The sequence below is a fragment of the Bacteroides sp. CACC 737 genome (assembly GCF_013874375.1).
Classification (GTDB): domain Bacteria; phylum Bacteroidota; class Bacteroidia; order Bacteroidales; family Bacteroidaceae; genus Bacteroides; species Bacteroides uniformis.
This window is the reverse complement of sequence record NZ_CP059408.1, coordinates 2,241,005-2,254,108: the sequence shown is the minus strand read 5'-3', so window position 1 is coordinate 2,254,108 and position 13,104 is coordinate 2,241,005. Positions and strand designations below refer to the sequence as shown.

Genomic DNA, 13,104 nt, shown 5'->3' with positions numbered 1-13,104 from the left:
AGATGAAGACAAGAATTATTTTATCATTAGTAATGCTTTTGACCGTATTGTCGGTAAAGGCGCAGGAATCCGTGGAAACAAGGATTTTCCCCACCAATCAGATTATCGCACCGCACCTCATCGAGGTGACTTTCTCGAAGACCGTACATATCCTGTTCCCTTCGGAAGTGAAATATGTGGATTTGGGCTCCTACGACATCATTGCCGACAAAGCTACGGGGGCGGAGAATGTGGTACGTATCAAGTCTGCCGTAAAGGGCTTTGAGGGCGAGACGAACTTCTCGGTCATTACGGCTGACGGCTGCTTCTATTCCTTTAATGTGGTATATAAGAATGAACCGGCACAACTTTCCATTGAGATGGAAGACTGGCTGCGGAAGAACCCGATGGGCGGGGCGGCTGACGATCGCATGTTCGTGAAACTGAAGGAACTCGGCGGGGAGACACCGCTGGTGGTGAACCGCATCATGTACACGCTGTATAAGAAGAACAAAAGGGACATCAGGCATATCGGCTGCAAGAAGTACGGTATACAGACCCTGCTCAAAGGAATCTATATCAACAATGACCTGCTGTACCTGCATACTTCCCTGCGCAACACTTCGGACATATCGTTCGACATAGACCATATCCGTTTCAAGGTGGTCGACAAGAAGGTGACCAGGCGCACGGCCATGCAGGAGAATATTATAGAGCCGGTAAGGACTTACAACCGTCTGACAACGGTGGACGGTAAGGCCACGGTACGCAACATCTTCGTGTTGCCCAAGCTGACACTGCCGGATGACAAGCTGCTGGTAGTGGAGATTTACGAAAAGGGTGGTGCCCGTCACCAGTCGTTCCGCATAGAGAATACAGACCTTGTGGCGGCAAAACCAATCAGTGAGCTGCACCTGAAATAATAATTTATGTATAATGTATATGCAAAGAATATTATTCATATTGACAGCTGCTGTACTGTCGCTCCTTGCGGGTGAAGCATACGCGCAGCGTGACTTGCCGGGGCAGACGGGCATACAGTTTACGACGGGCGGGGTGAATCATTTCCTTTCATGGAAGAGTGGCGGTGAACGCCACTACTTCACCTCGCTGGCCTTTACACATACCAACCGTAACCGTACCTATTGGCTGTATGGCCTGGATTATCAGATAAAGGAGTACACCTATGAAAATAAGGCGATACCCAAAGCGCAGTTCGCAGGGGAACTCGGTTACTTTATTCCCGTATTGTGGGACAAGGGCCGGAATGTATGTCTACGTATCGGACTCTCGGCATTGGGCGGTTTCGAGACGGTCAACCGGGGAACCTCCCTGCTTCCTGACGGGGCGACGGTGACAAACGGTGACTGCTTTATCTATGGCGGTGGGCTGACTGCGGCCTTTGAGACTTATCTGACCGACCGGGTGATGCTCCTGCTGCAAGTCAAGGAAAGGGCCCTGTTCGGAACCGATGCGGGTAATTTCCATACGCAGGTAGGACTGGGAGTCCGCCTTATCATTAACTAATGAAAAGAGAAAGGAGAAACTTAAAAATGAAAAATGTACTATATATATGTATAGGCGCACTCTTTGCGGTGCTGGCCTTCGGTTCCTGCAACGATGCTATAGACATCCGGCAGGATTATGATTTCAGCCTCTCGTCATGGTATCTGCAAGAACAGATTGAAACGGGTGAAACGGTGGAGATACGCTTTTATCTTGACCGTGAAGGGGACTATGAAAAGGCGGAGTATGAAATCGGTTACATCCAGATGGAAGGCAAGGGAGAGGTGACGGACAGTGAAGGCGTAAGACTCGTCAACCGGGAAGTGAGGCCGTTGGCGGAAGTGCCGGAACTGGATAGGGAAAATCCGGTCAGGCAGATATTCACCCTCTTTTACCGTTCGACAAGTGCCAGACGCTCGGAACTGAAATTCTTTGTCCGGGACAATTTCGGACAGGAAAGGGAACTGACAATGACATTTGATACGGAAAACGGTATGGTGGATTATAAATAAGAATGGTGGGGCATCCTGCCGTTCTTTGTTCCATAAATTTGATTGTATGGCAGTAATTTGATTTATCCACTAGGTAATTCAAATTAACTTTTTATATTTGTCAACTGTTTTTAATTTATAAGGGCATGAAACCGATATTCTGTATATTCCTATTAAACTTTAACATTGCACTGATTAGCACACCAAAGGAAAGTATTTTCATAAATTCCTAGTAAAACAATAGCAATTATAAATATTAGGACTATTGATAGCTGCTATTGTTATATATGAGTCTATTTGTAATTTATTGATGTCCCTCAAATCAAGCATCTTCTATTGCTTTTAAAAGATCTGTTTTCCTATTCTCAGATGTTTTCAATAAAGGAAAAACAGCAAAACTCATTGTAAGTATAGCAATAGAGCATAATAATGAAAAAAGAATATAACAAGAAAAAAATAACAATTAGAGACTCGGTGGCAGAAAGAGAAATTTAAAGGAATAGCTCAGGTGAGAAAGAAGTTTGAAGCAATGGATATTAGTATGCTCCTCGCTTTTGTCGACCGTGAGACTGTGATTAGGTAGGAAGTGACGGATAAACAAACATTATTGGATGATTTATTGAAAATTCATGTATCTATGGAAGAAAAGTACAATATTGCAAGAGGTAAACTGGAAAATGCACGTTAGGCATTTAAAAATACTTAAAAAGGAGTATTTGGTTACTTTTTTAAAGTAGTACTTTGGGGGAGTGGGTGGGAGTTTTTAGTAGCCAGATATACGCCCGAGAGAATCAAGACGATCCCGACTACCGCAACAGGAGTCACTTCCTCATGTAGGAATATAGTCGCTCCGACCGTTGTGGCGAGAGGATTCAGATAAAGATAATTGGATGCCTGTATCGTTCCCAGCTGTTTTACAACAATGTTCCACAATAGATAACAGGCAGACGAGGCTATGACACCTAAAAAAAGGAGATTGCTCCACACTTCATTGTCCAGTAATACAGCAGGATTTGTCAATGAGGGCAGAAAAAGGAAAGTGGGAAGAATTGTTATTATGCCATAGAAAAATATTTTTCTGGTGATGAAAGCCGGAGAATATTTTCGGGTGAGACTCCGAATGACAAGACTGTAAAACGCCCATGACAGGGAAGCTAGAAGAGTCAGTAAATCTCCCAAAGGTGATATCCGAAGAATGAAACTTCCGTTGAATATCAGCAAGCCTACACCCAACAGAGCAATAATAGATCCGTATATGAAGCCTCTTGAGACCTTTTCCGTCCGAACGGACAATACGGTCAGAACAGCTGTCAATAACGGGGCCATACATATGATGAAAGATACATTTGAAGCCTGTGTCAGCCCCAGAGCTATGTTCTGTAAAAAGAAGAACAGGGAGCCACCCAATACTCCGCCACCCACCAGATATAGCTCATCTTTCAGATTACGGGCAAAAAAACGATGGAAAGAGATAGGACACACTGCAGCATAAGCCAGCAAAAAACGGAAAAGGAAAATCTCCTGAGCAGACAGACCATGAACTATTAGAACCTTGGTGGAAATAAAAGTCATTCCCCATACCACAACGACCATAACAGCGGTCAGATGATAAAATATATGTTTCATTACAATTAAAATATTTTTAATTCTGATGTACATGCTTTTTTGCTTACAGTCAAATTGATATATATCCAGCCGATATCCCGGCTCCTTGGAACGGACTTCTATCCATACCAATCTGTATGACAATGGGCTTTTCAATCCACACCAGTTCAATATATAAGGCCCGGAAGAATATTATTTATACTTCCATACAGTTTGCCGAATGTAAATGAAAGGAAACTGACTTTAACATATTCACATTAAAGCGGTGTGAAAATAGTAAAATAATGAAAGGCAAATACGGATGAAGTCAGATCTTTTCAAAATATGTCTCAAATATAGTAGATATTGTCTGCTTTAATAGACTTGAGAATACATAAACTATCACTTAGAATGGAAAGTCTGATTATATCCCCCCCAAAAAAAAATATCGGTAATTATGAATGTACTCTCCCTTGTCAACATGTTCCGGTCCGTATCCATAGAATATCCCAAAAGAGATTTCTTTGCGTGGCAGGGTCTTCTGGTTTCCTTCCCCAACTTTTGCGTATACTATACAGCATCCATTTTTACAAATTGTGGAGTTTCTTATATCCGGCACGAAAGTTTGCAGGGGATGTTCCTGATTTCTTCTTGAAGAATTTCCCGAAGGATGACTGGTCTGAAAAGCCTAATTGTTCAGCAATCTCCTTTACAGTCAGATCTGTAAAAACCAGCAGACGTCTGGCATCCCTATAAAGTGCTTCCGTTATATAGTTGTTCACTGTTTTTCCAGAAATCTGGCGTACCACTCTTGACAGGTAGGTCTGAGACACGTTAAGGGAGTCTGCATAGAACTGAAGATCATGTACTTTCCTGTAATTCTCAGCCAGTAATTTTCTGAAAAGGCGGAACAAAGCATCGGAATGCCTGACTCTTCCAGCAGGATGTACATTTTGGCTGTGAAAGATTTCTGTTATTTGCAGCAACAGGAAATTGACCAGCGAACCAGCCATTTCCTCAGGATGGTCAGAAGTAAGGTAGTGGGACATCAGGTCTAACGTTTTGCGTATATGTACGGTATCGCTGTCCTCCAGCCGTAAGACATATGTCGTATGACTGTTGTTATAAAGCCGTTTGTATACATAGTTTCCTATGGAAAGGGAGTCAAAAAAGAAAGGCTCCATACATAGACCACATGTACCGAAGTCGGAACTTTTTTTCATTAACTCTACAGACATTCTTGGAGCGACAAGAAGCATGTCCCCCTTTCCTACATTATAAGAATGACAGTCAACTACAAATTCTGCTGTTCCGGCTTCCACCAGTATATAAAAGAAAGCCCCGGCACGCAATATCTTATTACTGTACTTGTCTAAAAAAATCTCAATATTCAGGATATAAACTCCTCTATTGTATGCGGTGACTGACTGCATTTCCCGCACCAAGGCCGACAATGTTTCTTTGGTATGCTCCATAAGCACAAACTATTTCTATATATTTTCCTAAAATGACCATTTCATCTGTAAGCTCGGATAAAAGTCTGACATCCAATGACGGATATGAGAAAGGTCAGCAAGATACAAAGAAAAGATCAAATATACAAAAAAGCCAAACTATATACGAAACAATATAATATACGTGTCAATGTTGGGAAATAATAGCATCGGTATCATCAGAGAGATGTCGGGGCATAAAAAGTGTTGTAATTGACTAAGTTTCGTTCTTTTAAGAACAGATAAATCAGACATAAGCTTACTAACTTTGCAACCAATAAACGAGATGGAGGTCTACATACCGCTATCTCAATTTGTTTAACTATAAAAATATAAAGTAATGAGTAGTATCAAACCTATCAGAGATCCCAAAACGGATCATTTGCTAACACCGGAAAACTCCGCATTGTTAGTCATCGATTATCAGCCCATACAGGTTCATTCCATAGCTTCAATGGACAGACGGGAACTAGTGGAAAATATATCCAATGTTTGCCGTGTGGCCAAGGGGTTCAATGTCCCTGTTATCCTGACTACTGTGAATGTTGCCACCGGTCTTAACCAGCCTACTATCCCCCAGATAAAGAAGGCCCTTCCGGGGCAGCCTGAGATTGACAGGACTTCTGTCAATTCATGGGAAGACAAGGAGTTCCAGGAAGCAGTCAAGGCACTGGGCAGAAAGAAACTTGTGGTTTGTGCGCTATGGACAGAGGTCTGTCTCTGTTTTCCAGCCTTGGATCTTTTGAAGGAGGGCTATGAAGTATATACTATTGTTGACGCTGTCGGCGGAACATCCAGGCTGGCTCATGAAACGGCCCTCAGACGGATGGAGCAGGCCGGAGTTCGGCTGACTTCCGTAACCCAGTATATCTGTGAACTGCAAAGGGACTGGAACCGCAAAGAAACCGTTCCTGTTTTCTTCCAAGGGCTGTTGGATAACGGATCTTTTTTTGTGGAAACACTCAAAGAAAAATAGTATAACAGACAAAAAAAGCATCCAGTTATAAAAGAATGAAAACGGATGTTATCCTTTGTATAAAAGAATAACATCCGCCTTCCTGAAATATCCAGTTTATGAAAAATATTTTATTGTTCCTATTGTTTATGACAGCCGCTAGTATCAATGCGCAGACAGTCATGTGGACTGATGATCCCGAACATACCCGTATCGGTTTTGAAGTGAAGCATGCGGGGCTCTCCTTTGTCAGCGGATATTTCTCAGACTTTGACATTACCGTAAGGCAGAAGAATGGTGATTGCACGAATACGGATATCCGGGTGGAAGTCCGGACGGCAAGTGTGAGCACAGGAGTGGAAGCCAGAAATAAACATCTGCGCTCATCCGATTTCTTTGATGTGGAGAGATTCCCCATGATGGTGTTTAAAAGCACGGAAATGAAGATGCTCGGTACAGATAAAGGGGAGATATATGGAGAACTCACTCTCCACGGAATTACTAAAAAGGTGCGGTTTGACGTGATGTTAATTGGCAGAAAGGAAAGTCCGGTGTCCGGTAAAGAGACGGCAGGTTTTCGGCTCCAGGGTGTGATCAGATGCTCGGACTTCCAACTAGGTTCCAAATATATTCCGACTATGATCTCGGATAACGTACATGTTGTCGTCGACTGTGAATTCTCACCAAGGCAGGGTGAATTGGATATATAGTCAAAAGCAGACGGCATCTGTATCAGAAATATTTGGCGATACCAACTTAATTATATATTCCGGAGAAAATCCGCTTCGGGATAATTATATTCTACAAACCATTCTTGCATGGATTGAAAAACAATTAATATTAAAATGACAACAATATGAAAAAAAGAAAAGTGACACGGATTGTGAGAGGAAGAAAGACTGTTGACGGGGCAGGTGTACATCTGCGCCGGATATTGGGAGAGCAGACGGTGGTGGACTTTGACCCGTTTCTGATGCTTGACGGTTTTGACTCCACCAATCCGCAGGATTATATAAAGGGATTTCCCTGGCATCCACATCGCGGAATAGAGACCATAACCTATCTTGTCAGCGGAACAATGGAGCATGAGGACAGCCTAGGAAACAAAGGGGTGATCCAGTCCATGGGATGCCAATGGATGACAGCCGGTTCAGGAATACTCCACAAGGAGATGCCGCAGCCATCAGAAAGGATGCTCGGATGCCAACTGTGGGTCAATTTACCTGCTGCAAAAAAAATGGTTCCACCGGCATATAGGGACATTGCTCCGGATGACATCCCGGTGGTGATGTCCGACAAGGCAACCGTCCGGATCTTATCAGGCAGCCACCGGGGGATACGGGGGACTCTGGACAATTCGTATGTTCAGATAACATATTTGGATGTAACTTTGCCCGCTGACGCCTCATGGAAGTACAACGAAGCACGCGATGATGAAAACCTATTTCTCTATTTGCTGGAAGGCTCGCTTTTCCCCGAAGTGAGACAGCAATCTGCGGAAAGTAAGGGTTGTGCCATATTATATTCTGTTCCCGTTCCTGGAGAAGATACGGACGAACCGGTAGAGGTGAAAGCTGGACCGGAAGGCGCACGTTTCCTTTTGTTGTCGGCTCCTCCCCTGAAAGAACCTATTGTCTGGGGAGGTCCCATAGTGATGAATAGCCGGGAGGAACTGGAGGAAGCTTTTAGAGAATTAAGAAATGGAACATTCATCAAATAAACGGCATTATTTTACTGAGGCAACCGTCTCCCCCGGATGAACGGATATAAAATGTATGGTAGGCTTATGACGGCTGTGGTTATATTCCATGCCGTTGCCGACCATATAAAAAAAACGAAAAATACCTATTTGTAGGTATTGTATGAAGCTATATAATCCACTATCTTTGTAATATGGATGGAATAATGAAAAATAGAACAGCCGTAGCATACCTGCTGTTACTGAGCATGATGCCTTTCTTTTTTGTGAAAGCCTTTCATGTTCATAAGGAGCGTGCATGTATTCATGACGGGCAACAGTTCCCTCATCACGATTCAGCAGATAAATGTGCTATCTGTCTTTTCACTTTATCCTTATTTACCGAAGCGGAAAGTTTGGAGTACACCCATACCTTGACTGTAAAGCCTGTTAAATATCTTATTTTGGAGGAGCAGGGCGTCACTGCTACAATTCTCCTTTTGTCTCTTCGCGCTCCTCCTGTCCGAATGTCATAATTCTCTATGGATTACATGCACTATGTGATGACATGTAAAGGGCTCTTATGCCTATTGACTATCCTGAACAATTTATAACGCTTTTATAAAATATGACATTTCATGCATATTTCCGATATGTGTGTCTGTTCCTTACCTGTCTGTATATGGCATTTTCTGCACATATGCATGCACAGGAATACCGGCAACGATCAGACACAACCAGGACCCTGCTGATTATAGACGGGGAAAACGGAAACCCTATTGAAGGAGCCGGTGTATTAGCCGGCGGGCAGGTGCTTGTCAGCTTATCCGAAGGAACGGTAACTATTCCTTCAAGGAATTCCGCAGATACAGTCCTTGTACAGAGTCTGGGGTATAAATCTCAATATATATCCTTGAAGGATGTGTTTAAAAGAAAGAACACCTATACGATACGTCTTTCTCCGGAAATGACGACATTGGGGGAAGTCATCATTATCGGTGAACGTTCCGGAATAACCCGGAATGCAGTGAGCGGGCAAATCCCATCCCCTGCAATCAATCATGCGTTGGGGACCTCCCTGGGTGCCCTGCTCGAACAGGTCAGTGGTGTAAGCTCTATCAGTACGGGGACGGCAATAGCCAAACCCGTCATCCAGGGGATGTATGGCAACCGGATATTGATCATCAACAATGGCACCCGCCAGACAGGGCAGCAATGGGGGGCCGATCATGCTCCGGAAGTGGACATGAACGGTAGCAATTCCATCCAGGTGGTGAAAGGATCCGATGCGGTACGGTACGGTTCAGAGGCTTTGGGGGGGATTATTATCATGGAACAGGCCGCCCTGCCTTTCCGGACAAAGTCCTTAAAAGGAAAGGGATCCATGCTTTATGGCAGTAACGGACGCCGTTTTGTCCTTACCGGACAGATGGAGGGAACCTTCCCTTTTCTCCGTGACATTGCCTGGCGTGTACAGGGAACCTGCTCGAATTCAGGAGACCGTTCTACCGCGAACTATCTTCTTAACAATACCGGAACCAGGGAATTGCATACCTCCGCTTCACTCGGCTATGATCATGGCCGTTTAAGAATAGAAGGGTTCTACAGCCGCTTTTACAACCGCATGGGGGTAATGCTCAGTGCCCAGATGGGAAGTGAGGATCTGCTGGCGGAACGTATCCGGCTGGGACGTCCCCTGCATACGGACCCTTTCGCCCGAAGTATCACATATCCATATCAGGAGGTCACCCATCAGACAGCCGTTGGCAAAATAAGATTCAGCATGTGGGATGTTGGAAATCTTTACTGGCAGGGTTCCTGGCAGAAGGATGACCGGCAGGAAAAACGTATCCGCCGCCTGGGATCCGACATCCCGGCTGTTTCCCTGCACTTGTATTCATTTCAAAACTCCCTCCGGTGGAAGTGGAATTATAATTCATGGCAAACGGAGATTGGGGGACAAATCATGTTCATAGACAATCACAGCCGGGCAGGGACAGGTGTTGTTCCTGTTATTCCCAATTACACGGAGACACAGGCAGGAATATATGGCATTGGAAAGTATAATTACAGCAAGGGAGGAGTTGAAGCGGGTGTTCGCTTTGACGGGCAGGAAACCCGTGCCAGCGGCTATGACTGGACTGGAAATCCCTATGGGGGAACAAGAAAGTTCAATAACATATCATACAGTCTGGGAACCCATCACCTTTTTTCCGGACACTGGAAACTTACCACCAATTTCGGGATGGCCTGGAGGGCCCCCCACGTGTATGAGCTGTACAGCAATGGGAATGAACTCGGATCAGGAATGTTTGTCAGAGGGGATTCGGTCATGAATTCCGAAAGAAGCTATAAATGGATATCCTCTATCAGTTACAGTGGCAAGGTGTTCAGCGTCCATGCGGACGGTTATCTGCAATGGATAAGCGGTTATATCTATGATGAGCCCCAAAAAGAGAACATTACTGTCATTTCAGGGGCATATCCTATATTCCAATACAGGCAGACCCCGGCTTTCTTCCGCGGAATGGATTTTGACTTTCACTTCATGCCTGCAGATTCATGGGATTACCATCTGACCGCCTCCTTTATACGGGCAAACGAACGGACAACAGGAAATTATCTTCCCTATATCCCCCCTTTCCATCTCAACCATGAGCTTTCATGGAACCACAGAACCCGGTCGCATTTCCGGTTGCGTCTGGGTGTCCGGCACCGTTTCGTGGCAAAACAGACCCGGTTTGACCCGGATACGGATCTTATCCCGTACACTCCTCCGGCATACCATCTTTTTGGAGCCGATGTGGATCTGGAATGTCCCGTAAGATGTGGACACATATTACGGTTCATGATATCGGCAGACAACATTCTGAACAAAGAATATAAAGAATACACCAACCGTTCGCGTTACTATGCGCACGACATGGGGCGCGATGTGCGTTGCGGAGTGAGTTGGAGCTTTTGACTTATAACGAGACATAATCAACAAACCTATTTAATTACAAGTAAAATGAAAACAAATGTATGTAAAATCGCATTAATGCTCCTGATGGGGGCATCTTTTACCTTATTATTTAATTCATGCAGCAAAGATCCTGTGATTCCTGAAAATGAGACAAAAAACAAATTGCATGAAGATCCTTCCAAAATGACAATCCGTCTTGTGGAATGCCACTTGCATGCAGATTGGAATGAAATACAGAAAGTCGGTGGTCCTCATCAGAATCCGGAATCTCCAGCCAGACACATGAAACGTATTCAAGAAATAACCTACGAACTGAAGACCGGCCAGGGCTGGACACTTGCCGAAGGCAGTCAAAACAAGTTCTACGTACAGAAAAACGGAGAATATAAAAATGGAGACAACTTTACTCCAGCCCCTATTTATCTGATGTTTATTTATTACTACAATAGTAAGGGAGAGTTGATGAATAACCAGTTTATAGAAAATGGACAGGATAAAATACATCAACATTTCTTTACACCAGAAAATGTAAAACCCACCTTTGACGGGCAGCCGGAAGCTGATGACAATGATCCGCAAAAATTAGTGGACTATCTTTATGTAGATACTACCCCTTGGGACAAGACCAGACATGACAAGGAGGCTGAAATAACAGGAGGAAGCAATCCTGTCGGGTTGAAAGGTGTCATCCGTTTTTTGAAAGATCGTAAGGAATTTGACTTGAAAATTCGTCTTTATCACGGTTACAAATCCAAGACCAATCCGGAAACTGGTACTTTTGATCCGTTCTACAAGCCTTCCGGAATATTGATCCAGCGTGGCACATGGGATATCAACTTAAGTATTCCTATAGTGGTATTCTGGAGTCGTGATGAATATCTTGACATAGAACCGGATGCAGATGTTAACCAAATCGAAGAAGATAGTCTTGATGAAGAAAGCAACCGTACCGTGCATTCCATTATGAAAACCTTCAACCTTACATGGAAAGAAGCGCTTGAGGAATTCATAACTTATACCTATAAGGCGGGAGATACTGAAGGAGGGGCTATCTGGCTATAGGTCTCTTGTAAGGAGTATAACCACAACAGATTGATTTAAAGATTTATAATATTTAATTTATTAAACATTCGGAATTATGAGATTTAACAGATTCAATCTTTTATTGGTAGCAACAGCCATAATAACGTCAATGTCAGGCTGTACCGGATCACAGAAGAGAACTACACAACAGGAAAAAGAAAGCGCTACTATGGCCACCACTACAGTCAATACCAAAAATAAAAATTTTTATGGGACTTATGAGGGCACATTACCCTGCGCCGATTGCAGTGGTATCAGGACAACACTGAAAATCAACAGTGATACAACCTACGAACTGCGGAGTGAATATTTGGGAAGGAAGGATGGCGTCTTTGAAGAAAGTGGCATTTATAACATTGTGGGTGAAAACATCATAGAACTGGTAACTCCTTCTTCCGGGGAGAAGACATTCTATAAAATTCTCGATGGTTCAGTCGCGTTGTCCGACAGTCTGGGAACGCTCAACGGCAGTGAATTGGCTGAACATTATATTTTGAAAAGACAATAAAGGATACTGCATAATTGCATCCGGAGCTAATGATGAAGAATTGACCGTATATCTAGCCAATCAGTTCTTCATCTTTTCCTGTTTTTATAAATCAAGATGGAACATACCCTAAGAAAAAACAGTTCATACGAACAGCTGTATTTCATTATTGTTTTGTTTACATATTATAAAACCTTTCACCATTGAACGTATGAATGATGTGGATGAAAGAGGGTTACAAACCGTTGGACGGTGAGGAACGGATGCGGGTGGAACGTCTGCTCTCGGAAATGGGGATGGAGAGGAAGCTGAATATCTACTGCAACAGGGACGCACGTACGAATGCCGTGACTTTCGGGTTCCATACAATCGGGCTGACAGGTGGTATTCTTCAGACGGCATCGGACGAGGAACTCAAAGGGGTAATCAGCCATGAGGTGGGACACATCTCGCATTATGATTTTGTCTATCAGGTGCTTCTTTTCTCTATGCAGTTGCTGGGCTACCGCTGCCTGTACGGGCTGTTCCTGATTCCGGCCCTGTTTTTCGGATTGGCAGGCAATCTGATAATCGCCGTGGTCCCGGCTGTCCGTTTCGCCGTGGTGGGGATGGCCAGACTCTGGTGGAGCCTTTATAAACTGTTGCATCATACGATTTACGGTATCAGTCGGATAGCAGACGTGAATATCAACAAATATGCCGAATACCGTTGCGACACGTATGCGGTACGTTACGGTTGTGGGGAGGGCCTGCTCTCGTTCCTGCGTCGGCTGGAGGTGGCGGAAACGGGTGGGGAGCGGCCTTCGTTCACCGAATATATCATGAGCACGCATCCATCAACCGAAAAACGGATTGTCCGGCTGGAAAAGTTGTTGTAACCTGC

12 protein-coding genes and 1 pseudogene are annotated in these 13,104 nt (G+C 44.1%); 11 read left to right on the top strand and 2 right to left on the bottom strand.

Annotated features, from left to right (window positions below; genetic code table 11):
• Positions 1 to 2 precede the first annotated feature (2 nt).
• Genes traN through H1A11_RS09805 form a run of 3 tightly spaced genes read left to right on the top strand, consistent with a single transcriptional unit; the run spans position 3 to position 1,997 of the window.
• Positions 3 to 902, top strand: coding sequence for a conjugative transposon protein TraN (traN, locus tag H1A11_RS09815; RefSeq protein WP_060386374.1), 900 nt, complete (start codon positions 3 to 5; stop codon positions 900 to 902).
• A gap of 13 nt (positions 903 to 915) precedes the next feature.
• On the top strand, positions 916 to 1,506 hold the full coding sequence (locus H1A11_RS09810; protein ID WP_118399671.1) for a conjugal transfer protein TraO: 591 nt from the start codon (positions 916 to 918) through the stop codon (positions 1,504 to 1,506).
• Positions 1,507 to 1,532: 26 nt separating this feature from the next.
• Positions 1,533 to 1,997, top strand: a complete 465-nt coding sequence (locus H1A11_RS09805) for a TraQ conjugal transfer family protein (protein WP_060386375.1) — start codon at positions 1,533 to 1,535, stop codon at positions 1,995 to 1,997.
• A gap of 699 nt (positions 1,998 to 2,696) precedes the next feature.
• Here H1A11_RS09805 and H1A11_RS09800 read toward each other — a convergent pair.
• Together H1A11_RS09800 and H1A11_RS09795 are read right to left on the bottom strand one after the other, a co-directional pair.
• Positions 2,697 to 3,608, bottom strand: a complete 912-nt coding sequence (locus tag H1A11_RS09800) for a DMT family transporter (protein ID WP_060386414.1) — start codon at positions 3,606 to 3,608, stop codon at positions 2,697 to 2,699.
• 539 nt (positions 3,609 to 4,147) lie between these two features.
• Entirely contained in the window at positions 4,148 to 5,035 is an 888-nt protein-coding gene (locus H1A11_RS09795; RefSeq protein WP_060386376.1) for an AraC family transcriptional regulator, read from the bottom strand.
• 358 nt (positions 5,036 to 5,393) lie between these two features.
• Here H1A11_RS09795 and H1A11_RS09790 point away from each other — a divergent pair, with 358 nt between their 5' ends.
• From H1A11_RS09790 to H1A11_RS09755, 8 genes and pseudogenes are all read left to right on the top strand, one after another.
• Positions 5,394 to 6,029, top strand: coding sequence for a hydrolase (locus tag H1A11_RS09790; protein ID WP_060386377.1), 636 nt, complete (start codon positions 5,394 to 5,396; stop codon positions 6,027 to 6,029).
• Between the two features lie 128 nt (positions 6,030 to 6,157).
• Complete coding sequence (locus H1A11_RS09785; protein WP_082709329.1) at positions 6,158 to 6,718, top strand: YceI family protein; 561 nt, start codon at positions 6,158 to 6,160, stop codon at positions 6,716 to 6,718.
• A 146-nt stretch (positions 6,719 to 6,864) separates the two neighbouring features.
• Positions 6,865 to 7,728 carry a pirin family protein gene (locus H1A11_RS09780; protein WP_060386379.1) on the top strand — a complete coding sequence of 288 codons (864 nt, stop codon included), beginning with the start codon at positions 6,865 to 6,867 and terminating at the stop codon, positions 7,726 to 7,728.
• Between the two features lie 185 nt (positions 7,729 to 7,913).
• Positions 7,914 to 8,222, top strand: coding sequence for a hypothetical protein (locus tag H1A11_RS09775; RefSeq protein WP_195399624.1), 309 nt, complete (start codon positions 7,914 to 7,916; stop codon positions 8,220 to 8,222).
• 92 nt (positions 8,223 to 8,314) lie between these two features.
• Positions 8,315 to 10,651, top strand: a complete 2,337-nt coding sequence (locus tag H1A11_RS09770; RefSeq protein WP_181757156.1) for a TonB-dependent receptor domain-containing protein — start codon at positions 8,315 to 8,317, stop codon at positions 10,649 to 10,651.
• Between the two features lie 45 nt (positions 10,652 to 10,696).
• Entirely contained in the window at positions 10,697 to 11,713 is a 1,017-nt protein-coding gene (locus H1A11_RS09765; RefSeq protein WP_008781907.1) for a hypothetical protein, read from the top strand.
• Between the two features lie 76 nt (positions 11,714 to 11,789).
• Positions 11,790 to 12,242, top strand: a complete 453-nt coding sequence (locus H1A11_RS09760) for a copper resistance protein NlpE (RefSeq protein WP_060386382.1) — start codon at positions 11,790 to 11,792, stop codon at positions 12,240 to 12,242.
• A gap of 138 nt (positions 12,243 to 12,380) precedes the next feature.
• A pseudogene (locus H1A11_RS09755) lies at positions 12,381 to 13,099 on the top strand (M48 family metalloprotease); the annotation flags it as partial.
• Between the last annotated feature and the right edge of the window lie 5 nt (positions 13,100 to 13,104).